Origin of the sequence: Roseobacter sp. MH60115 (assembly GCF_015644665.1) — a bacterium.
Lineage (GTDB): Bacteria > Pseudomonadota > Alphaproteobacteria > Rhodobacterales > Rhodobacteraceae > Roseobacter.
The window spans coordinates 87,411-108,849 of sequence record NZ_JADOBQ010000006.1; the positions used below are offsets into that span (position 1 = coordinate 87,411).

Below are 21,439 nucleotides of genomic sequence, written 5' to 3' on the forward strand. Positions count from 1 at the left end.
GCCACGATACTGATCGATGCGGACGGTAGACAAGCGTACAATTTGAGCGTATCGAAATTCAATTGATCAGAATGGATATCAGAAATGGACGAAACGGATAGACGTCTTGTCAGCGCGCTGCGCCATGACGCACGCGCCTCATTGTCTGACCTTGCCGGTATGCTGGGGCTGACGCGCGCAACGGTGCGCAGCCGTTTGGCGAAATTGCAGGATCGCGGGGACATCCTCGGATTTTCGGTGGTGATGAAAGAGGACCATCTCACTGATCCGGTGCGCGGGTTGATGATGATCGCCATCGAGGGACGGGGCACGGACCGCATTCTGCGTCATCTCTCCGGCATGCCAGAAGTGCGGCGGGTACATTCCACCAATGGCCGCTGGGATGTGATCGTTGAAATTGGCACAGCGACGTTGGAACGTTTCGATCAGATCCTGTTTCAGGTGCGGCGGCTCGAAGGGGTGACGGCGAGTGAGACGAGCCTCCTGCTCAGCACCCGCAAGGCAAGCTAGGCGCGGCGCAGCGCCGTCAGCCAGAGCGCAACCAGCCCCAGCGACAGAAGGGCATTCCATCCCGCCATGCTGATGCCCAGCAGTTCCCAGGCGATGTCGTCGCAGCGGACCAGCGGTGCGGTCATGATCTGGTCCAGCAAGGCATCCGCACTGAGCCCGCCGACGGGGCCGGATGTGCAGGTGGTCGGACCCTCCCACCAGCCTTGCTCCACGCCCACGTGAAACGCGCCCACCCCGGCTGTGGCCAAGGCGGCCAAGGCGCCCAATGCGATCAGAACCCCGCTTTGAACCCGCAGTGCGATCAGGCCGATGACGATGGCGATGACATGTGGATAGCGCTGCCAGATGCAGAGCTTGCAGGGGGGCAGGCCACCGAGATGCTGAAACGCAAACGCCGCAATCAGCAGAGTGGCGGAGCCTGCAGCCGCAAGAGCAATGGCATAGGATCGGGTCATAGAAACTTCAGCGCAAAGAAACCGCCCACCAGAAGGATGATGAACAGAGTGAACATCAGGCCGAGGCGCTTTTCAATGAATTCCCGGATCGGCGCGCCGAACTTCCACAGCAGGAAGGCGACAAGGAAAAACCGCAAACCGCGGGCCAGGATGGAGGTCGCAACAAAGGTGGCCAGCGGCATTGACGTCCAACCGGACATGATGGTGATGACCTTGTAGGGGAAGGGGGTCACGCCTGCCGTCAGCACGGCCCAGAAGCCCAGATCGTTGAAGCGGGTGTTGAAGGCCTCCATCGCTTCGGCTTTGCCCAGCGTCTCCAGGATCGGGCGGCCGATGGCGTCAAAGGCAAAGTCGCCGATGGCGTAACCCAGCATGCCCCCCAGCACCGAGGCCACCAGCGCCACGCCGGCAATCAGCCAGGCGCGCGAGGGCCGCGCGATAATCATCGGGATCATCAGCACGTCAGGCGGGATCGGAAAGACCGAGCTTTCGATAAAACTGACAAAGGCCAGGACCCAGAGGGCCTGCGGGTGGTCGACCTTGCTCAATGTCCAGTCGTAGAGTTTGCGCAACATGGTCGCCAATTTCCTTTTGTACGGGGTTTGCAAGAGCATGCACAGGATGCGGGGTCAAGCGGCGGGTCGGCCATTGGATGCAAAATCCTCTTGCCCGCGGCACAGCCACGCGGTAAGCCGCTGTCGTTGCCCAAGTGGCGGAATGGTAGACGCAGGGGATTCAAAATCCCCCGCCTTCGGGCGTGCCGGTTCGAGTCCGGCCTTGGGTACCACATCGGCAACCTTTCCCGCAGGGCGAGATACCGCCCGATGTCCCGTGCCAGCGGTCCCGGGCGAAGTGATTCGAACGTCCGCGAAACTGTTCGTGATCGTGCAAAAATTCCGTCTATCCCGCCCTATTGTTGAGAATGCCCCAGGGCACCTACGACATATGCGTTGCGAAAACGTTCCCGCAGAGCGGGACATATTGCTGCGGAAATGGAAACAACGAACTCCCTTACGGCGTCATGCCAAAGGGTTTTTGCGCCTCTAACTGGTTAGACTCATTCGATTTGATCAAATCTGCCCGGCACCAACCGCCGAAACAATTCCGCAGTGATGTCGATGTTTCCTCTTTGAATGGAACGTCCAAAAGGCCGCACATGCCTGGTTTTGAGACGTCTGGTCGCAAATTCCCCTTTGTGCACACACAGCCGTCCGGTAAAAATGTCCCTACTTTCGGGAGCACTGCTCAGGCTGATGCTCCGGGCGCGAAAGAGCTTCTATCCGGTCGGGTCGCCCGATCTGATCAAATTTCCTTCGCGCCATAGAAAGTCGTGTGTTTGTGTGCCCGGCCGCCTGGCCGCGGAGTGAGTACGAGGACGATGGATGTCCGCAGGGTCCCCAGCCCTGCGGGCAGGTACAAGGGAAACGGATGTCTGACAGCGCAACAGATCCGAATGCGGCATTCATTGGTGACGTCCAGGAGTCCCCTGAGGGGAAGGACTGTACCACGACTAACAGCCGTGCTGCGCTAAAGCCGGTTCGCGAGGATATTGCGGTCGGCTCGACCCCGATCTGTTTCACGCCCGGCACCCTGATTGCGACACCGCAAGGCGAACGTCTGATCGAAGAGCTGCGCCCGGGCGATCCGGTGATCACACGGGACAATGGCATTCAGACCGTCAACTGGAAAGGCGCCCGCGGGGTAACCGGTGGGGAGTTGCAGCGCCACGCCGACCTCCAGCCGATCCAGATCAGCAAGGGCGCATTGGGCGGCGGGCTACCGGAGCGGGACATATTGCTCAGCCCCAATCACCGTGTGTTGCTGTGCAATGACAGGGCTGTCCGGCTCTTCGGCGAACGCGAGGTGCTGGTGGCGGCGAAACACCTGACGGGCATGCCCGGCATCCGAACGGCCACAGTGCCATGGACCACCTACATCCACATCCTGTTCACGCAGCACGAAGTGGTGTTGTCAAATGGCACCTGGACTGAAAGCTTCCAGCCGGCCGATGTCAGCCTCGCGGGCATCGGCAGGGCGCAACGCCGGGAACTCGAGCACCTCTTTCCCGACCTGAAAACACCGGTCGGCGTGGCCTCCTATCAGGCCGCGCGTCGCTCTTTGAAACGTGACGAAGTGCAGTTGCTGATGCGCTGAAGGATTTGCGCGCCCTCCAAAAACTTATTGTCCGTCGGCTTGCTCCGCCCGCCATGCCGCCCAGTCCTCGGGCGTATCAAGATCGCGGCGCGCGCGGTTGCCGGGCAGGGGCACAAGGGCAACGTGGCCGTCTGCATCTGCGACCACTTCTCGCCCGCCGCCATCGCCCTTGAGCGCCGCAAAGGCCGGAAAGAGAGCGGATGCGAAAACGATCGGATGTCCCGGTTTTCCGTCCTTTGTGGCGCCGCGCCAGATCAGTGTTTCGGACCTCAAGTCAACGGCCTGAAAGACTGAGCTGAGGTCCTGAGCGGTCAGTTCCGGCAGATCCGCTAACAGCAGCATGGCCGCAGGTGGATTGTCGGTCAGAGCAGCGAAGGCGGTGCGCAGGCTGGCGTTCATCCCCTCATCCGCCTCCGTGACCGGCACGCGATTCACAGCCAGGGCATCCAGACACTGGTACCTCGGATGCGGAGGTGGTGGCAGCGCAACCAGTACCGGCCCGCATGTGGCAGCACAGGCTGCTTCCGCTTGCCGGCGCAACAGTGGTACGCCATCGATCTCTTCCAAGAGCTTGTCGGCCCCGCGCATCCGCCTGGATTGCCCGGCGGCAAGCAGGATCACGGGGAGGTCGCATTTTTCCAGCCGGGTCATACTAAAGTCTTACAACACGGCCTGCGAAAACGAAAGCGCTGCTCACCCGCGCATGCGGGTGCCGTCTGGGTCAAAAAGCGGTTCGGTGACGACTTTGGCGCGGCGCATCTGTCCCAGGATCTCGATCTCCACATCCGGGTTTTCGGCGACGCGGTCGCTGGGCAGGAACCCCAAAGCAATGGATTTGCCCGCGTGGTGCGAATAGCCGCCCGATGTGCAGAACCCGACGACTTTTCCCTCAAGCCAGATCGGTTCATATCCCTGCACGTCAGCATCCTCCGCATCTACCTCGAAGGCGACGAGCCTGCCGGCAGGGCCCTTGTCGCGGTCCGCTTCGGCCGCTGCACGCCCGATGAAATCATCGTTCTTTTTGAAGGAGATGAAGCGATCCAATCCGGTTTCCGCCGCCGTGTAGTCCGGGGAGAATTCCGCCATCCAGCTGCCAAAGAATTTATCAAGCCGCAGGGACATCATCGCCCGCATCCCGAAGGGGGTGATGCCGTGCGGTTGACCCGCTGCCCAGAGCGTGGACCAGAGCGCGCGCTGGCTCATCGGATCGCAGTAGATTTCGTAGCCCAGATCGCCGGTGTAGCTGACCCGCTGCACGATGCAGTCGGCCATGCCGACCGTCATGCGCCGCACGTCCAGAAAACGCATGTCGCTGATGTCGCTGCGCGTGCAGGCCGCCAGAACCTTACGGGCAAAAGGCCCGGCGATCTGAAAGCCCGTCCGCTGGTCGCTGATGTTGCAGAGGGTGACGCCCTCTTCCTGATGGTGCAGGAACCAGCGCCAATGGAACGCCTGCGCGCCATAGGAGGCAGTCAGCTGGAAATGATCCTCCGCCAGACAGGAGATGGTGAAATCACCGATCAGGCGGCCCTTCGGCGACAGCATGGGTGTCAGGCTCAGCCGTCCGGGCGCTGGCACGCGCCCTGCCATGATGCGGTTCAGCCAGGCGCGGGCGCGGGGGCCGCTGATGCGGTATTTGCCGAAGTTCTGCACCTCGTTGATGCCCACGGCGTTCCGCACGGCTTTGACCTCGCGCGCGGTGGCCGCGAAGGCGTCCGAGCGGCGGAAGGACGGCGTCTCATAGGTCGGCTCGTCGCCCTGCGCGAAGTAGTTAGCGACCTCCAGCCCATATTGCTGCCCCCAGACCGCGCCCATGTCGGTGAAAATATCGTACATCGGCGTCGTGCGGTTGGGCCGGGCGGCGGGCAGCTCTTCGTTCGGGTATGCGACAGAGAACCTTTTCTGATAGTTTTCAATGACCTTCGGCAGGGTGTAGCCGGGGGTGATCCAGTCGCCGAACCGGGCGACGTCCATCGCCATGGTGTCGCGCTCGGTCTCGCCTTGGGTCATCCATTGCGCCAGCATCAGCCCGACGCCGCCGCCCTGGCTGAAGCCCGCCATGACACCACAGGCGGACCAGTAGTTGCGCACGCCGGGCACGGGGCCGACCAGTGGATTGCCATCGGGGGCGAAGGTGAAGGGGCCATGAATGACGTTCTTCACGCCTGCACGCTCCAGATCAGGGAAGCGTTTATACGCAAAATCAATGCTTTGCTCGATCTTGTCAAAGTCATTGGGCAGCAGGTCCTGACCGAAGTCCCACGAGGTGCCCTCAACCGCCCAGGGGCGGCAGGGCTGCTCGTAGAACCCGATGCAGAGCCCCCGGCCTTCCTGCCGCAGATAGCTCTCCCCGGCGGGGTCCATCACATGCGGATGCTCCTTGCCGTCGGCCATCATCTCGGCAATCAGCGGCACCTCTTCGGTGACGAGATACTGGTGCTCCATCGGGTGCAGAGGGAAATAGATGCCCGCCATGGCGCCGACCTCACGGGCCCATAGACCGCCCGCGTTCACAACGTGTTCGGCGTGAATCGTGCCCTTGTCGGTCACCACGTCCCAGGTGCCGTCCGGGCGCTGGTTGGTCTCGCGCACCATGCAGTGGGTCTTGATCGTGGCCCCGCCCATCCGCGCGGCCTTGGCGTAGGCGTGGGTGGTGCCGGAGGGGTCAAGGTGGCCGTCCAGCGGGTCATAAAGCGCGCCGAGGATGCCATCGGTGTTGGTCACGGGCGCGATTTTCCGGATATCTTCGGGACCGACGATTTCGGTCTCCAGCCCCATGAACCGGTGCTTGGCGCGTTCGGCCAGTAACATGTCAAAGCGGTCCTGATTGTCGGCCAGCGTCACGCCGCCCACGTGATGCAGCCCGCAGGAGAGACCGGTGATTTCCTCCAACTCCTTGTAAAGCCTGATGGTATAGCCCTGAAGGGCGGCCATATTGGTGTCGCCGTTGAGCGTGTGAAACCCGCCCGCCGCATGCCATGTCGAGCCGCTCGTCAACTCCGAGCGTTCCAGCAACATCACGTCCGACCACCCAAGCTTCGTCAGGTGATAGAGCACCGAAGCGCCGACAACGCCGCCTCCGATCACGGCAACACGGGTGGTGGTTTGCATAGCGGCCTCCAACTGTCTGTTGAGCGCAGCTAAGACGGGGGCGACGGATAGGGCTGGTTCAAAAACGACAGAATGTGACGCTTGAGCCGGACGGGGGCGACGCGTTTCCGGGTGACCTGCGTGCAGTCACCCGGTGCGCCGCGCCGCCCTTCCCATCACGAACGGTCGCCAAGGGGCCTGTGGCTGCACCAGGCCGGGACCTCTCGGGTCCGGGCGGGTAGGAGGGAAAGCGCCCCGAAACCTGCCGACGGCAAGGCGCCGGGGCGCAGGCATTCAGGCCGCTTCGTCCAGCGCATGGGGCATGCGGAAACCCACCGCTATGCGGTTCCAGATGTTGATCGTGCCGATGGCGACCGTCAGTTTGGTGATCTCGGCTTCGGAAAACACCGCTTGCATGGCGTCGTAAGCCGCATCCGGTGCGCCCGTCTGGGCGATGTTGGTCAGAGCGTCGGTCCACCCCAGAAGCGCACGTTCGCGGGCGTCGAAAATACTCGCTTCATGCCAGACACTGACCAGCGCGATCCACTGTTCGGACAGCCCGTCCTTGCGCGCTTCCTTGGTATGCATGTCCACGCAATAGGCGCAGCCGTTGATGATCGAGGCGCGCAGTTTCAGCAGATGAATGAGCTGGTGGTCCAGGCCCGACTGGCTGGCGATGTAGTTTTCCAGCCCATAGACCGCTTTCACGGCATCGGGGGCGGCGGTCATGGAATCGAGGCGGAGGGTCATGGTATTGTCCTTTCAGGTGGTGGGGTTGGGATCAGGTTTCGGGCGGCGCATGTGCTGGTCGAAAAACGCACATCCGCGCGCAGCTATGGTGCCATCGTCTGCAGCGGCCAGGTCGGCCAGCAGGTCAGCAAGCGTCACGGCGCGCAGCTCCGTCCGGTAAGCCCGTTCCGCCCGCAGCATCGCCGCATTGATCTGGCAGGGCGCTTTGAACTGTGACGCGGGCAGGGGGTTGGGGCCGTTCTGCCGGATTTCCTTGCAGCGAAAGGCGGGCTCGGGCCCTTCGACGGCGAGCACCACGTCGAGCAAGGTGATCTGGTCCGGCGCGCGGGCGAGCCTATAGCCGCCGCGCGGCCCGGGTTCGGTGTGCAGCAGGCCTGCCTTTGACAGCGCCTGCAGGTGTTTCAGCAGGTAACTGGTGGAGACGTCGTGGAACTCCGCCATCGCCTTGGCCGAAAGCAGCCCGCCCTCGGGCAGGGCGGCCATCAGCGTGGCGCAATGCAGGGCCTGTTCAATGCCATCGCTGAGTTTCATGGGGTGTCTCGATATATCATGGATAAAATATATCCATGATTCTATCGCAGCCGTCAATTCCCAACGTGCCGGGCACTTTCGTAGACAGACAGTTTGTGCCCGTGTCACGTAATACCGGCCGACCAACGAGAAAAAAACGTTATGACGCCCCGCAGACAACCGCTGCGTGCCTGTATCTTTCTGGACAAAGTCGCCCGTGGCGGGCCGCCAGCGCGTTCAGTCGCGCGGTGCGCCTGCGACATCGAAGCATTTGCAGATGCGGTCGTCATATTGCCGGTAGGTCCGAAACCCCATGGCCTCATAGTAGCCAAGCGCTTCGGCACTCTTGGCGCCGATGGTCGCCTCGATCTTTTGCAGGCCAGCCTTTTGTGCAGCCTCGCGGGTGGCTGTAAAGAGCGCGTGTCCCACGCCCGTGCGGGCGGCGTTCGGCCGGACGTGCGTGCCGATGATGCCCCAGCCCGGGTCAGTACCCCATTCATTGCCTGCAGCGGCGACCGTCAACACTTGAAAACCCAGCACGTGGCCTGCGTCATCCTCCGCGACAGTGCACGAAACCTTAGCGGCGTTTTCGATGTAATTGCTGCGCACAAAGGCTTCGTCATCGGGGCGGGTGCGTTTGCCAAGCGCCGTGAGTTCGACCAGAAAGGCGCTGATCTCCGGGACGTCGGCAAGGGTTCCATCTCTCAGTTTCATATGTGCTCCGGTCTGATCTGCCGCATCTGGTCCCGAACATTTATTCCGTCCACCTTTGGATGGCAACGGAGCGGGCGACCTTGTCCGCACGCGACGAAATATGTCGCGGCTGCGCAATCCGGCGGCGGAGCGCTGGGGCAGGGTGGGCAGCACTGCAGCCCGCATAAAGGATCCACCCCATGCGCACCCATGCCCAGGCCGTCGTTATCGGAGGTGGCGTCATCGGCTGCTCGATCCTCTACCATCTGACCAAGCTGGGGTGGACGGATGTGGTTTTACTGGAACGGGATGAACTGACCAGCGGGTCGACGTGGCATGCGGCGGCGAACATTCACGGGCTGCACGACAGCACCAACATCAGCCGCATTCAGCACTATACCATGAATTTATACCGGTCGCTGGAAGCGGAGACAGGGCAGAGCTGTGGCGTGTTCCAGCCGGGATCGCTCTATCTGGCGCAGACGGAAGCCCGGGAGCATCAGCTGCGTCTGCAGGCGGCGAAGGCGAAGCTTTACGGCATGAACTTCCACGAGGTCAGCCGGGCGGAGGCGGAGCGGCTGCATCCGCTGGTCAATTACGACGGCATCCGATGCATCATGTGGGAACCGGATGGCGGCAATGTGGACCCCTCGGGTGTGACCAACGCCTATGCGGCGGGGGCGCGGCAGAACGGCGCGGAGATCATCCGGTTCTGTCCGGTGACGGGTACGGAGCAGCAGCCCGACGGCACGTGGATCGTGCGCACGGCGAAGGGCGATATTCGGGCGGAATGGGTGGTGAATGCTGCCGGGCTCTGGGGGCGCGAAGTCGCGGCTTTGGCGGGGGTGACGCTGCCTTTGCAGCCGACAGAGCATCAGTATTTCGTGACCGAAACGATTGCCGAGATCGACGCGTTGGACCGGCGCCTGCCGTCCGTCGCCGACCGGGATGGCGAGTATTATCTGCGCCAGGAGGGAAAAGGGCTGCTGGTGGGCGCCTATGAGAAGGACCTTCGGTTCTGGGCAGAGGCGGGCACGCCGCAGGGCTTTGGGCATGAGCTTTTCGCGGACGATCTGGAGCGGATCGAGGACAACATGATGCGGGCCATCGAGCGGGTGCCCGTGGTGGGCGAGGCCGGGATCAAGCGGGTGATCAACGGCCCGATGATCTGGTCGCCGGATTCGAACGTGCTCTTCGGTCCGGTGCCGGAGCTCAGCAACTATTTTTGCTGCAACGGGATCATCCCCGGGTTCTCGCAGTCGGGCGGCATGGGGCTGCTGGCCGCTGATTGGATCGTCACCGGAGAGACACGCTATGACATGTTCACCTGGGATGTGGCACGGTTTGGACACTGGGCGGATGCGGCGTTCACCAAGGCGCGGGTGGGCGATCAATACGCCAACCGGTTCAAGATCCACTTCCCGCATGAGGAGCGCGCGGCAGGCCGACCCATACGGACCCGTCCGGCATATGAGGCGCAAAAAGCACTGGGTGCGGTCTTTGGGTTGAACTACGGCTGGGAACATCCGCTATGGTATGGCGCTGAGCCGGGTGTGCGGGACACGGATGGGTTCACGCGCCAGAACTGGTGGGAGCCTGTCGGTGCGGAATGCCGCATGCTGCGGGAACACGCCGGGATCATCGATATCTCAAACTTCGCGAAGTACCTCTGCAGGGGGCCGGACGCGGAAGACTGGCTGAACGTGGTCTTCGCCAACCGGATGCCGCGGGCCGTTGGGCGGTCGTGTCTGACGCCGCTCATCGGCAAGCGCGGTGGCATCGCGGGGGATTTCACTGTGACGCGGGTGGGTGATGATGAGTTCTGGGTCATTGGTTCCGGCATGGCGGAGCGCTATCACCAGCGGTTTTTCAAAGAGGTGCCTCTGCCTGCGGGCACGACCTTCCAGAGCCGGACGGTGGCCATGTGCGGCTTCAACGTCGCCGGGCCGAAATCGCGCGAGATGTTGCAACGGCTGACGAATACCTCGCTGGCAACGGCGGATTTCCCGTTCATGGCCAGCCGCTGGATCGAGTTGAGCGGCATTCGGGTGCTGGCCCTACGGGTCAGTTTCACCGGTGATCTGGGCTGGGAGCTGCATTGCGAAACAGCCGATCAGGCCCGACTTTGGGAGGTGCTGCTGCAGGCGGGCCAGCAGGTCGGCGCGGGGCCTGTCGGGTCGCGTGCCCTGATGTCGCTGCGGGTGGAGAAGGGCTATGGCAGCTGGTCCCGCGAGTATTCGCCTGAATACTGGCCTCAGGAAGTGGGGCTCGACCGGCTTTGCAAGATGGACAAGGATTTCCTGAATAAGGAGGCCGTCGCGGCAACACTGGCCAAAGAGCCGCGTGAGACGCTTGTGCTGCTGGCACTGGACGCTGCGGAGACGGATGCCTCGCACGCCGATGCGACGGGTGGTGAGCCGATTTTCAAGGATGGGCAGGGCATCGGGCGCGTGACCTCGGGTACCTATGGCTACACGGTCGGCATGAGCCTCGCCTTGGGGTATGTAAAGGACGCCGGACCGGGCGATCAGGTCGAGGTCATGTTGCTGGGCCGCCCGCACCGGGCTGTGATCCTGCAGGAGCCGCCGTTTGATCCGCAAGGTGTGAGGCTGCGTGCTTAGAGATCTTTGGGCCATGTCGCGCGTTAGGGCGCTGTGCTTCCATTGACGGCCTCGGCTGCGCGGTAGAGCACAAAACGGCTGAAGTTCTGATCATGCCAGTTGATATGAGACAGGCTGTATCGCTGGATCAGTGCATTCTGGGCGGCTTCGGTTATCGGGCCGGAAACGCCGTCGATCTCACCGTCATAAAGACCCAGCGCTTTCAAACAGGCTTGCCGCGCCTGTATTGCTTCCACATCATCTTCGGGGTTGGACAGGATACGCAACGCCTCTTCGATAACACCGCCGTCTTCCAGTTTGACCACACCACCGAAGGTGCAAATGTAGAGCGTGTCACTGACGTCTTCGAGCTGATCCGACGGTTGCAGCACCACTTCTGTCGGCGGTACGGTGGACGTCGATATTGTGCCGGACGCAAAAGAAGTGGCCAAGGACAACAAGACGCTCAGCAAGCTGCCAAAGAGAATCCCCTTGGTTGTCTCCTCGTTGGGCAAAATTCTGAACAGGACTTCCGTATAATGTGACCCCTCGACGCTCAGCAGAAATTGAGCCTCGATGCGGAGTGTCCCGCAAGCTGTTTCGATCTCGAAGTGGTCCGCAACCGAGGCCAGACCATCTTCACGCAGCATGTGAAACAGCCTGTTCCGCACGGTCTCGTTGTCGCCAAGGTCGCGCAACGCGCAACGCTCGATGTAGGTCTGGGGGGCGCTAAATGGGGCGGTGTGACCCAGTGCCCGGTCCAGTTTCGATATCACATGCAACACACCGATCAACGGCAGCATTTCAGACAAGGCGCGATGTGCTGTGAAACGGTCAGAGGCTTCCGATCCGGATAGCACAACACATTCCCTGCGCAGAGCAACCGCAACGGCGGTACTGTCGGCGATCGTGTCGTCCGTTGCAAATGCCATGTTACGACCTCATATCCCTGCGTGCCACGTCATGCCGGGCACCCTAGCAAACCCGTCTTGCGCATCACAAGGATTTTGCCGTTTGGCGGGCAGGCCCAAGCGCCCGGTGCCGTAACAGGATGGATCAGGAGAGCGGCCGGATCTTCAATTCGGTGATCCGGTTGCCGTCCCGCGCAACCACTTCGAACCGGAAGCCGTGGAAGGAGAAGACCTGACCGCTGGTCGGGATCATCTGCGCTTCGTGGATCACCAGACCGGCCACGGTATTGGCCTCTTCATCCGGCAGGTTCCAGTCGGTGGCGCGGTTCAGGTCGCGGATCGTCATGGCACCATCGACCACGAACTGCCCGTCATCCCCGCTGGTAACGGTCTGCTCGGCATCGGGGTCGAATTCATCCGTGATCTCGCCCACGATCTCCTCAAGGATATCCTCCAGCGTGATCAACCCCTGCAAGGAACCGTATTCATCCACCACCAGCGCAAAATGCGTATGGCGGCGCAAGAACTGCCGCATCTGCTCGTCCAGTGTCGAGGTTTCGGGCACGAAATAGGGTTTCATCGCCACATCGGTGATCTTGAAGTGCCGCAGCTTGGCGGCGTCGCCCTCCGGTCCGCCAATGATCTTGTACATGGCGCGCAGCAGGTCCTTGGCGTGGATCACGCCGATGATGTTTTCCGGATCGTCCTGATAGACGGGCAGGCGGGTGTGGTTGGAGGTCAGGCATTGCTCCAGAATCGCCTGCGGATCATCTGCGACGTTGATCATCTCGATGCCGGAACGGTGCAGCATGATCTCTTCGACAGCGCGGTCATTGAGATCAAGCGCGCCGAGGATACGGTCACGATCTTCCTTTTCCACCACCCCTTCGGAATGGCCCAGATGCAGCGCACCGGCGATTTCCTCGCGCACAGCGAGGATATTGCTGTCGGGGTCGATGGTCACCCCGAAGACGCGCAGTACACCGCGCACCAGCAGCCGCACCACGGCAACGATGGGTGAGAACACTTTGACCACAATCGATATCGGCCCGGACACCATAGAGGCGGCGGTTTCGGAATTGGTGATCGCATAGGTCTTGGGCAGCACTTCGGCAAAGATCAGCACCAGCAGGGTCATCACCAGTGTCGCCAGCGCCACGCCGCTTTCTCCGAAGGCACGGGTAAAGATCACCGTGGCCAGCGAGGCGGCGAGGATGTTCACCAGGTTGTTGCCCAGCAGCACCGAGCCGATCAGACGCTCATTGTCTTCGGTGATGCGCAACGCGCGCTGCGCCCCCTTGGAGCCCTTGTCGGCCTGCGCGCGCAGCTTGCCGCGGGAGGCGGCGGTCAGCGCCGTTTCGGAGCCCGAGAAGAAGCCAGAGAGCACGAGAAGAAAGAGGATGACGCCAGAGGTGAGCCAGAATGCGCCATCAAGCGTTGCAGTCGCCGTTTCCATTTGGAATGTTACCCTAAGATGAGATTGCAATGGTTATGGGCATGAGACGAAGCGCATTCAAGTCAAGAGCGTCAGATGCTGCGTGATCTGGGGGTGATCAACGGGCCGGTGTTGCTCTTTGGCGGGCCTTATTCCAATGCGCAGGCCACGCGGGCCCTCTTTGCAGAAGCCAAAGCGCGCAGGATTTCCGGCGGAGACATGATCTGCACCGGGGATGTGGTGGCCTATGGCGCCGCCCCGCAGATCACAGTGGAACTGATCCGGCGCAGTGGCGCGGCGGTGGTGGCGGGCAATTGCGAAAGACAGCTGGGCGCGGGGGCGTCTGACTGCGGCTGCGGGTTTGCAGCGGGCAGCACCTGTGACCAGCTGAGCCGCAACTGGTACGCCCACGCCCTGGCCCATGTGGATGCCGCAGCGCGGGCCTGGATGCGCGCCTGCCCGGATGTCATCAGTTTTCGCCATCAGGGCGCGCGATATGCGGTTCTGCATGGTGGCCTGACGGACGTCGCGCGGTTTGTCTGGCCCAGCAGCGACGCGGCGGTCTTTGAAGAAGAATGGCAGGCGGTGGAGGCGGCGATTGGCTCGGTCGATCACATCATTGCCGGGCATTGCGGGCTGGCCTTCATCCGTGACACGGCACGCGGACGGTGGATCAACCCCGGTGTGATCGGCCTGCCGCCCAACGACGGGCGCCAGCAAACCCGGTTTGGTCTGCTTGATGGGGGCGAGATTCGCATCCATCGGCTGAGTTATGATGCCGAAGCGGCGGCCACAGAGATGCGCCGCGCCGGGTTGACGCAGGGCTACGAGACAGCGCTGTTGAGCGGCTACTGGCCGTCGGAAGAGATTTTGCCCGAGGGGCTGCGCGGGCCGTCCTTGGCCAGCGGGTGATGGGTCAGCACCAGCTCTGACAGCCGCGCCTCGAGCACATGGGTGTAGATTTCTGTTGTGGCCACATCCGCATGGCCCAGCAGCGTCTGGATCGAGCGCAGGTCGGCGCCATTGGCCAGAAGATGGGTGGCAAAGGCATGGCGCAGTGTGTGCGGCGTCACCTTGCCGGGCGAGACACCGGCCGTCACGGCGAATTCCTTGATCAGCAGGTAAAACCGGTGGCGTGTCAGATGTCCCGCCGCACTGTGCGAGACAAAGAGATACTTGGACGGCGGCTTGCCCTCGGCACGGCGCGTGTCTTCCATACCGTCGCGCAGCTGCAGCCAGTCGGCCAGCGCCTCGCGGGCAGGGGGCGAGAGCGGCACCATGCGTTCCTTGCCGCCCTTGCCGCGGATGAGCAACATGCGGGGATCGCCGCGCGCAGCACTCACCGGCAGGCTGACCAGTTCGGACACCCGCATGCCGGTCGCATAGAGCAGTTCCATCAGGCAGGTATTGCGCGAACGGTCGCGCCTGGACCGTCCTGAAGCTCGGGCGGCTTCCAGCAGGCGGTCGACTTCGGCCTCGGACAGGGTTTGGGGCAAGCGCTTGTCCCGCCCCGGACCCGCGATCTGGATCGCCGGATTATCGCTGCGCCAGCCCTCTTCGAAGGCAAAGCGGTAAAGTTGTTTGATCGCCGACAATCGCCGCGCCCGGGTGGCGCGCGACAGCCCCTGCGCGTCACATGCGACCAGATAGGTTTCCACGTCCGCCTTGCTGACCTTGTCGAACCCGGTGTCGCGGTGGGCAAGCCAACCCTCAAAATCCTGCAGATCGCGCCCATAGGCCAGCAGCGTGTTACGCGCGGCGCCCAGTTCAGCGGCCTGCGCTTCGAGAAAGGCGGAGATCCAATGCGTGCGGGTCATCAGCCGAACCTTTCCAATAGCAGTATTTGCAGGCTGGCGCGACGCATCGTGTCATCGAAACCTAACGCGCGCAGCGTGCCAAGGGCCTGGGTGATGGCCTGCGGATTGCCCGCAGCACCCTCCTCCAACAGCACCAATGTCCGCAGGATCACATCGCCAAGGGCGCCGCGTTGTGCATCCGCCAGAAGATCGCTGCGTGCGGCTCCGAGGGCGAAAGCATCAATCACCGCCTGGCTGGTTGCGTCACTGGACGACAGCCCCGCGGGATCACCGGCGGCGACAGCGCGCAACAGATCATCCTGGACCTTGAGCGCTGCTTCTCTGTACCCATTGGAGAGCAGCATCAGCGTGTCGGCCAGCGCCGCGGCGCGACCGGACAGGGCAAGGCCGCTGAGCCGATCCGCAAAGATCGTTGCAAAGGCGGTTTCCAAGCCCGCCTCCTGCATCGCGGTCCAGGCGGCGGGCAGGGTTTTGGCCACGGCCTCGGCCGAGCGTGTCCCGAGTGCGGTGTCGAACTGCTGGATCGCCTCGACCCGGTCCCAGACCCCGCCGGAGGCCGCCGGCAGCCGTTCCGTATAGAGCCCCAGCAGCCGATTGTCCGGCAAAGCGCCGGTTTCAGCCAGACGTTCAGCCGCTTCCAGCTGCGCCTTCCACCCCGCCACATCCCGCAGGTCGGCCACTGCATAGGCGCGTGGCAACAACCGCGTGGGCAGGGGTTCCCCAATGGTTTCATGCAGGCGGAACAGCAGCGGGGTGATCGCCCGCGGCGGGCGCAGCGGCGGCAACCCCTCAAACACTTCCGGGTGCAGGAAACGGTCCAGCACCGCGATTTCCGCAGGCGACATCGTTTTCAAGACACGCGCCGTGTCGAACAAAAGCGCCGCCGTGGCCCAATCCCCCTGACGGGCCGCACAAAAGACCTGATGGGCCAGCCCGGGGGAAAGATGCAGCTGTGCGGTCAGGATATTGCACGCCAGCCATTCCTGACCCGTGAGCAGGGCCAGGTTCATGTAGGCGGCGAAATGGGCGTTGTCTCGGGTCACATCCGCCTGTTCGATCAGGGCGAGGGCTGGATCAAGTGCGCCGTAGCGCTGCAGCGCATGGACACGGGCGAGAGTAAAGATGTCCTCTTCTTCCGCGTCCTGACCAGGCCCCCTTGCCTCGGTCAGCAGCGCGGTAAAGAGCAGTGCCTGCGCTGCGGGCAGACGGAAATCGGGCAGGCTGGTGAGCCGCGCGCTCAGGGTGACGGGATCGCTCTGACGCCACAGATCCTGTGGCAGGCCGGTGACTGCCGTGGGCACCAACCCGATGATACGCGCAGCTTCGTCATCCAGCGGCGTGACCTGCACCACGGGTGCGACACCCGATGAGGTGACCGGCGGCTCGCCCGCGGGCATCGCCACCGAGGTCATCGCCGGTTGATCCGGGTTCTGTTGCACCCAGTCGATCACCGAGAGCGGCGCCTCCTGTGCCACGACACCGGGTGCGAGGACGCCGCAGAGCATGACCGTTCGCAGATATGATGTGACCTTAGTTGGCATCCAGCGTCACGGGCACACGCACCTCATCCTGCGGTGCAGAGAAATCGGCGCCGAAAAACGGGCCGACATAGGCATAGCCGATGAGCCCAATGCCCCCGACGACAATAAGAAAGACCAGAAGTTTGAAGATGCGCGACATGGGGTTGACTGCCTTGTTTGCCTGCCTGTTTTTAGAAACTTATATATGGCCTTTTGAGCAATATCACGTCATTCAGAGAATTATGAGCGATTTTCAGCAATCCGTGGCCGAAGATGCCAAAGCCAAGCCTTTCATGCTGAAAAAGACCGTTGTGATGGTCGGAATGATGGGCGCGGGCAAGACCGCCGTGGGGCGGGCGCTGGCGCAGCATCTGGATGTGCCCTTTCTTGATTCGGATCAGGAAATCGAGACGGCGGCCAACATGACCGTGCCCGAAATCTTTGCCCGCGATGGCGAGCCGTTCTTCCGCGCCCGCGAGACCGAAGTGATCTCGCGGCTGCTGCAGGGCAAGCCTTGCGTCCTGTCCACGGGCGGCGGCGCCTTCCTGGCGCCCGCAAATCGCGACAACATCTCGCGGCGCGGGGTGGCGGTCTGGCTGGATGCGGATCTGGATCTGCTCTGGACCCGGGTGCGGCACCGCGACACCCGACCGCTCCTGCGTACGGCAGACCCCAAGGCCACACTGACCAGCCTCTATGCCGAGCGGGTGCCGGAATACAGCAAGGCTGATTTGCGGGTGTCCTGCGCGCCGCCGGTCTCGGTGGAAAACATGGCGAAACGGGTGACGGAGGTCTTGCTGACCCGACCGGATGTGCTGGAGAAAGCGAATGCGTGAAACCGTGACCGTGGACTTGCCGGGCCGTGCCTATGACGTGCGGATCGGGCCGGGTCTGATTGCCCAGGCCGGGGCCGAGATCGCGCCCCTTCTGTCGCGGCCTAAGGTCGCCATCCTCACCGATGAGACGGTTGCAGCCCTGCATCTGGACGCGCTGACCGCCGGATTGGCTGCCGAAGGGATCACGTCGACGTCATTGGCATTGCCCGCAGGAGAGGCCACCAAGTCCTGGGGGCCCTTGGAGCAAAGCGTCAGCTGGCTGCTGGATCAGCAGATCGAGCGCGGCGATGTGGTTGTGGCCTTTGGCGGCGGTGTGATCGGGGATCTGGCGGGCTTTGCCGCCGCAATACTGCGCCGGGGCGTGCGGTTCGTGCAAATCCCGACATCGCTGCTGGCGCAGGTCGACAGTTCGGTGGGCGGCAAGACAGGCATCAACGCCGCACAGGGCAAGAACCTCATCGGCGCCTTCCACCAGCCCTCTCTGGTGCTGGCGGATACCGACGTGCTGGGCACGCTGACGCCGCGCGATTTCCTCGCGGGCTATGGCGAGGTGGTGAAATACGGGCTGCTGGGCGATGCGGCCTTCTTCGCGTGGCTCGAAGCGCAAGGCCCGGCCTTGGCCGCGGGCGACATGGCGGCGCGGGTCGAGGCGGTACGCTGGTCGGTGCAGATGAAGGCCGACATCGTGACGCGCGACGAGACCGAGCAGGGGGACCGCGCGCTGCTCAACCTCGGCCATACCTTTGGTCATGCGCTGGAGGCGGCAACGGGCTATTCCGACCGGTTGCTGCATGGCGAGGGCGTGGCCATCGGCTGCGCACTGGCTTTTGAGCTTTCCGCCCGCATGGGACTCTGCAGCCAGGAAGACCCCAGCCGCGTGCGTGCGCATCTCAAGGACATGGGCATGAAGACAGATCTGGCGGATATCCCCGGTGATCTGCCCGATGCCGATGCGCTTGTGCAGCTCATGGCGCAGGACAAGAAAGTGGTGAGGGGCACGCTGCGTTTCATCCTCACGCGTGGTATCGGCAAGGCCTTCATCACCTCGGATGTGCCGGGGGAGATGGTGCGCACAGTTTTGCAGGACGGGTTGCGCGTGCACGCCTAGGGACGGCGGAGCACCATGCCGAACTTGTCCTCGCAATCAAAGCCAAGCGCTTCGTAGAAGCCGCGCGCGCCGCGCTTCTGCCCGGTCATCAGCATGATCTTATAGGCATTCTGATGCCAGGCGCGGTCAATTGCGGCCTGCATCACCTGCCGCCCGATCCCACGATTACGCTGGCTTTCCGTCGTGGCAACGTTCTCGATCAGCGCGTAGGGTCGCCCATCCCAGGTGACGTTGGGCAGGATGTGCAGCGTGGCCATGCCAAGCACCACATCCTCCGCCACCGCACCGTAGATGGTGGTGCCGGGGTGCGCCATCACGGCCAATACGTCATGCATCCGGGCCGTTTTCGGCCCGAACGTGAGGTCATTGTAGAGAAGGATGAGTGCCTCTGCGTCCTGCTGCGTCAACGGCCGGACGACATGGACCTCAGAAGGGGATTTCATCATCCAGATCACGTGACGGGGCCGGGCTGCTGGACCCGCCGCCACCGCCGTAGCTCTCGCCGCCGCGGTCGTCATAGCCCATCGAGCCACCGCCGCCGCCAAAGTTGCCGCCGCCGCTGCCACCGTCGCGGCCATCGAGCATGGTCAGCGTGCCGCCATAGCCCTGCAGAACCACCTCGGTGGAATAGCGATCCTGGCCCGACTGGTCCTGCCATTTGCGGGTCTGCAACTGGCCTTCGATATAGACCTTGGAGCCCTTGCGCAGATACTGCTCGGCGATGCGCACCAGGCCTTCCTGGAAAATCGCAACGGAATGCCATTCGGTGCGTTCCTTGCGCTCGCCGGTATTGCGGTCCTTCCAGGTCTCGGAGGTCGCAATGCGCAGGTTGCACACCTTGCCGCCGTTCTGAAAGCTGCGCACTTCCGGGTCACGCCCCAGATTGCCGATGAGAATTACCTTGTTCACTGAGCCGGCCATTGCGCCCCCCTGTCTGAGTGTTCTGATATCGCGACCCGTGTTTTGCGAATCTCGATCTGCATAATTTGACTAAACCTATACCGGCAGCAGGAAGGTTTCCACGGCCTAAACCTTGAGTTGAAGTTGAATCGGCCCTGCGCAAAAGGCTGGATCGGCGCGCGCTTTCAGTATATTTCGCTTTTGATGGGTGTGAGGTTTAGATCATTTCTGCGGGCAACCGGCTGTGGCCTTCTGGCAGCAACATTTGTTGCAGCAAGCGTCCCCGTGGCGGCGCAGACCATTTCCACCAAGAACCGCAGCAAGCTTTTCGCCTCGCAAAAGAAGATCCTCGATTCCCGTGCGGCCAGCCAATACAATAATTCGGTGCGTCTGAAACCGCCAACTGTGGTCACCCCGTCCAAGTGGGCGACGCCGCAGTACAATGGCAGGTATCGCGGCCAGTATCTGGAGATGGCGCGGGAGGCGGCCAGACGCCACGGGATACCGGAGGATCTGTTCCTCCGGCTGGTGCAGCAGGAATCCAACTGGAACCCCAAGGCGAAATCACACAAGGGCGCGCTGGGTCTGGCGCAGCTGATGCCAGCCACCGCGCGCAGCCTGCGGGTCGATCCGCTTGATCCTCGGCAAAACCTCGATGGCGGTGCGCGCTACCTCAAGGACCAATACCGCACGTTCGGCACCTGGCAGCTGGCGCTGGCCGCATACAATGCCGGGCCGGGCGCGGTGAAGAAGTACGGTGGCGTGCCCCCGTTCCGCGAGACCCGGAACTACGTGAAGGTCATCGGCGGCCAGTAGCGCAAAGCGTCATCGGACGAGGTTTTCCTTAAGGCCTGAACGCTCGGTCAGAGCGCGGCGGCGCAGGCGGTTTCCACAAAGGCACCCCGTCATGGCCACAGTGCCGCCCGATTTCCGCGCAAGATCATTCCCAGCAATGATGGAGATCGACGATGGCCACCGCCAATTTCCAGGCCCGTATCGAACGTATCAACCGCGCCCATGAGGGGCTCGCGCCGGCACGCGCAAAGACACCCATTCGCGCCCTGAGGTCACAGCCCGTGCCGATGTCGGCCCGTCGGGCAGGGCGCAGACGCCTTTCGATCTTTGACCACATGCAATCGATGGCCCTTGGGTCCGTGCTGGGCTGTATCGTTGCCGTCTTGCTGACGGGATTGGCGTCCGAGAACTCCCCCTGGGGTCCGGGCACCGATCTGAATGAAATGCTGTTCCTGCCCGCCTTGGCGGGTCTGGCGTTGGCGCCGATCCTGATGCTCATATCGCTATTCCTCGCCAGCAAGCGCCCCGGATTTGCGCTCTTCTCGCTCAGCTATCTTTCCGGTCTCGTGATCACGATGCTGATCTGAGCCCGGCGCTGACAAACTCATTTCTCCGACTGGCATGGTTTCGCCAGTCCTTTTCTTTTGCGGTTTTCCCCTTGTAATTGCAGAGAAAAATCGGTCTTCCTTCAATGCTTCAGGCGCTGACACGCGGCCAGATCACGACAGCCTGAGGATTTTTTTGGAACATTCTCGACGGAAAGATTGTTGTCGCTGTATCACCGCCGCGCAGTTGGCGTGGCGGTTTGTAAATGGAACTGAAAGGAGCATTTCTGATGTTCAACTTTGTTAAAAAAACATCCGCCGCCGCAACCGTGAGCTTGACCGCACTGATCGCCTCCGGCGCGATCGCAACCGCAGGTGTCAGCGACATTGACGTGCAGGCGCAGATCGAAGCGCCACAGGGCAGCAACGCCCTGGAACTCTATCCGACGATCGAAGCCGATCTGGAGCGCGCGCTGATTGACCGCATCACCGCATTGAGCAACGATCCGGCGGACCCGACCCTGACCGTGAAGATCAAACGCGTGAGCCTCGATGGCGACACGATCCTGCCCGACTCGGCTGAATTCAACGAGCTGGAAGGATACATCAGCTACCAGGGTGGCAGCCGCGAAGTGGTCGACACGATCCGCCTTTCCGCCCATACGGACGAGAGCGCCGTGCCTGAGGGCTACGTCTCCATCGCGCCCAGTGATGCGGATTTCTACGATGCGCTGCTGACGGCCTTTGCTGACAGCATCATTGAGAAGTTGCCTGCAGAAGATATCAAACCCGAAAGCTAACCCATTGTTT

General features: G+C 62.4%; 23 protein-coding genes and 1 tRNA gene. 10 read left to right on the top strand and 14 right to left on the bottom strand.

Annotated elements, in window-relative coordinates; all coding sequences use genetic code 11:
- Positions 1 to 84: 84 nt before the first annotated feature.
- Complete coding sequence (locus ISX84_RS18600; RefSeq protein ID WP_195821903.1) at positions 85 to 510, top strand: Lrp/AsnC family transcriptional regulator; 426 nt, start codon at positions 85 to 87, stop codon at positions 508 to 510.
- Here the strand turns inward: ISX84_RS18600 and ISX84_RS18605 are convergent.
- Together ISX84_RS18605 and ISX84_RS18610 are read right to left on the bottom strand one after the other, a co-directional pair.
- Entirely contained in the window at positions 507 to 965 is a 459-nt protein-coding gene (locus tag ISX84_RS18605) for a disulfide bond formation protein B (RefSeq protein ID WP_195821904.1), read from the bottom strand. The two genes, ISX84_RS18600 and ISX84_RS18605, sit on opposite strands and share 4 nt — an antisense overlap.
- Complete coding sequence (locus ISX84_RS18610; RefSeq protein WP_195821905.1) at positions 962 to 1,540, bottom strand: YqaA family protein; 579 nt, start codon at positions 1,538 to 1,540, stop codon at positions 962 to 964. The genes ISX84_RS18605 and ISX84_RS18610 overlap by 4 nt, the downstream gene beginning before the upstream one ends.
- Positions 1,541 to 1,668: 128 nt before the next feature.
- Between ISX84_RS18610 and ISX84_RS18615 the strand changes: the two genes are divergently transcribed.
- Positions 1,669 to 1,752: transfer RNA gene (locus ISX84_RS18615), tRNA-Leu, on the top strand.
- 641 nt (positions 1,753 to 2,393) lie between these two features.
- The gene (locus ISX84_RS18620; RefSeq protein WP_195821906.1) at positions 2,394 to 3,119 is read left to right on the top strand and encodes a Hint domain-containing protein; all 726 of its coding nucleotides are present in this window, start codon (positions 2,394 to 2,396) and stop codon (positions 3,117 to 3,119) included.
- 24 nt (positions 3,120 to 3,143) lie between these two features.
- Here ISX84_RS18620 and ISX84_RS18625 read toward each other — a convergent pair whose 3' ends face one another.
- The 5 genes from ISX84_RS18625 to ISX84_RS18645 form a co-directional block, all read right to left on the bottom strand.
- On the bottom strand, positions 3,144 to 3,770 hold the full coding sequence (locus ISX84_RS18625) for a nucleotidyltransferase family protein (RefSeq protein ID WP_195821907.1): 627 nt from the start codon (positions 3,768 to 3,770) through the stop codon (positions 3,144 to 3,146).
- Between the two features lie 42 nt (positions 3,771 to 3,812).
- The gene (locus tag ISX84_RS18630) at positions 3,813 to 6,230 is read right to left on the bottom strand and encodes a GcvT family protein (protein ID WP_195821908.1); all 2,418 of its coding nucleotides are present in this window, start codon (positions 6,228 to 6,230) and stop codon (positions 3,813 to 3,815) included.
- Between the two features lie 273 nt (positions 6,231 to 6,503).
- On the bottom strand, positions 6,504 to 6,959 hold the full coding sequence (locus ISX84_RS18635; protein ID WP_195821909.1) for a carboxymuconolactone decarboxylase family protein: 456 nt from the start codon (positions 6,957 to 6,959) through the stop codon (positions 6,504 to 6,506).
- A 12-nt stretch (positions 6,960 to 6,971) separates the two neighbouring features.
- Positions 6,972 to 7,490, bottom strand: a complete 519-nt coding sequence (locus ISX84_RS18640) for an Rrf2 family transcriptional regulator (protein ID WP_195821910.1) — start codon at positions 7,488 to 7,490, stop codon at positions 6,972 to 6,974.
- 216 nt (positions 7,491 to 7,706) lie between these two features.
- Positions 7,707 to 8,183, bottom strand: a complete 477-nt coding sequence (locus ISX84_RS18645; protein ID WP_195821911.1) for a GNAT family N-acetyltransferase — start codon at positions 8,181 to 8,183, stop codon at positions 7,707 to 7,709.
- Positions 8,184 to 8,362: 179 nt separating this feature from the next.
- On the opposite strand from ISX84_RS18645, the gene ISX84_RS18650 reads away from it, so the two are divergent.
- Positions 8,363 to 10,783 carry a GcvT family protein gene (locus ISX84_RS18650; RefSeq protein ID WP_195821912.1) on the top strand — a complete coding sequence of 807 codons (2,421 nt, stop codon included), beginning with the start codon at positions 8,363 to 8,365 and terminating at the stop codon, positions 10,781 to 10,783.
- Between the two features lie 23 nt (positions 10,784 to 10,806).
- Here ISX84_RS18650 and ISX84_RS18655 read toward each other — a convergent pair whose 3' ends face one another.
- Together ISX84_RS18655 and ISX84_RS18660 are read right to left on the bottom strand one after the other, a co-directional pair.
- Positions 10,807 to 11,694: a peptidoglycan-binding domain-containing protein gene (locus tag ISX84_RS18655; protein ID WP_195821913.1), complete on the bottom strand. Its 888-nt coding sequence runs from the start codon at positions 11,692 to 11,694 to the stop codon at positions 10,807 to 10,809.
- A 124-nt stretch (positions 11,695 to 11,818) separates the two neighbouring features.
- A complete protein-coding gene (locus tag ISX84_RS18660; RefSeq protein ID WP_195821914.1) occupies positions 11,819 to 13,129 on the bottom strand; it encodes an HlyC/CorC family transporter in 1,311 nt (436 codons plus the stop codon).
- A gap of 75 nt (positions 13,130 to 13,204) precedes the next feature.
- On the opposite strand from ISX84_RS18660, the gene ISX84_RS18665 reads away from it, so the two are divergent.
- Positions 13,205 to 14,020, top strand: coding sequence for a metallophosphoesterase family protein (locus ISX84_RS18665; protein WP_195821915.1), 816 nt, complete (start codon positions 13,205 to 13,207; stop codon positions 14,018 to 14,020).
- On the opposite strand, the gene ISX84_RS18670 is transcribed toward ISX84_RS18665, so the two are convergent.
- From ISX84_RS18670 to ISX84_RS18680, 3 genes are read right to left on the bottom strand one after another with little or no spacing between them, the layout of a single operon-like run.
- Positions 13,957 to 14,925, bottom strand: coding sequence for a site-specific tyrosine recombinase XerD (locus tag ISX84_RS18670; RefSeq protein ID WP_195821916.1), 969 nt, complete (start codon positions 14,923 to 14,925; stop codon positions 13,957 to 13,959). The two genes, ISX84_RS18665 and ISX84_RS18670, sit on opposite strands and share 64 nt — an antisense overlap.
- Positions 14,925 to 16,466 (bottom strand): hypothetical protein, encoded by a 1,542-nt coding sequence (locus ISX84_RS18675; RefSeq protein ID WP_195821917.1) that lies wholly within the window; start codon positions 16,464 to 16,466, stop codon positions 14,925 to 14,927. The genes ISX84_RS18670 and ISX84_RS18675 overlap by 1 nt, the downstream gene beginning before the upstream one ends.
- Entirely contained in the window at positions 16,456 to 16,605 is a 150-nt protein-coding gene (locus tag ISX84_RS18680; protein WP_195821918.1) for a hypothetical protein, read from the bottom strand. Before ISX84_RS18680 ends, ISX84_RS18675 begins: the two co-directional genes overlap by 11 nt.
- Before the next feature lie 82 nt (positions 16,606 to 16,687).
- Between ISX84_RS18680 and ISX84_RS18685 the strand changes: the two genes are divergently transcribed.
- Both ISX84_RS18685 and aroB read left to right on the top strand, forming a co-directional pair.
- The gene (locus ISX84_RS18685; protein WP_195821919.1) at positions 16,688 to 17,281 is read left to right on the top strand and encodes a shikimate kinase; all 594 of its coding nucleotides are present in this window, start codon (positions 16,688 to 16,690) and stop codon (positions 17,279 to 17,281) included.
- Entirely contained in the window at positions 17,274 to 18,389 is a 1,116-nt protein-coding gene (aroB, locus tag ISX84_RS18690) for a 3-dehydroquinate synthase (RefSeq protein WP_195821920.1), read from the top strand. The genes ISX84_RS18685 and aroB overlap by 8 nt, the downstream gene beginning before the upstream one ends.
- Here aroB and ISX84_RS18695 read toward each other — a convergent pair.
- On the bottom strand, positions 18,386 to 18,832 hold the full coding sequence (locus ISX84_RS18695) for a GNAT family N-acetyltransferase (RefSeq protein ID WP_195821921.1): 447 nt from the start codon (positions 18,830 to 18,832) through the stop codon (positions 18,386 to 18,388). The two genes, aroB and ISX84_RS18695, sit on opposite strands and share 4 nt — an antisense overlap.
- Positions 18,816 to 19,310, bottom strand: a complete 495-nt coding sequence (gene ssb / locus ISX84_RS18700) for a single-stranded DNA-binding protein (protein ID WP_195821922.1) — start codon at positions 19,308 to 19,310, stop codon at positions 18,816 to 18,818. Before ssb ends, ISX84_RS18695 begins: the two co-directional genes overlap by 17 nt.
- 264 nt (positions 19,311 to 19,574) lie before the next feature.
- On the opposite strand from ssb, the gene ISX84_RS18705 reads away from it, so the two are divergent.
- The 3 genes from ISX84_RS18705 to ISX84_RS18715 all read left to right on the top strand — a co-directional run bounded on the left by ISX84_RS18705 (position 19,575) and on the right by ISX84_RS18715 (position 21,429).
- Entirely contained in the window at positions 19,575 to 20,105 is a 531-nt protein-coding gene (locus tag ISX84_RS18705; protein ID WP_326838771.1) for a lytic transglycosylase domain-containing protein, read from the top strand.
- Between the two features lie 152 nt (positions 20,106 to 20,257).
- The gene (locus ISX84_RS18710) at positions 20,258 to 20,671 is read left to right on the top strand and encodes a hypothetical protein (protein WP_195821923.1); all 414 of its coding nucleotides are present in this window, start codon (positions 20,258 to 20,260) and stop codon (positions 20,669 to 20,671) included.
- A 248-nt stretch (positions 20,672 to 20,919) separates the two neighbouring features.
- The gene (locus tag ISX84_RS18715) at positions 20,920 to 21,429 is read left to right on the top strand and encodes a hypothetical protein (RefSeq protein WP_195821924.1); all 510 of its coding nucleotides are present in this window, start codon (positions 20,920 to 20,922) and stop codon (positions 21,427 to 21,429) included.
- Positions 21,430 to 21,439: the final 10 nt, after the last annotated feature.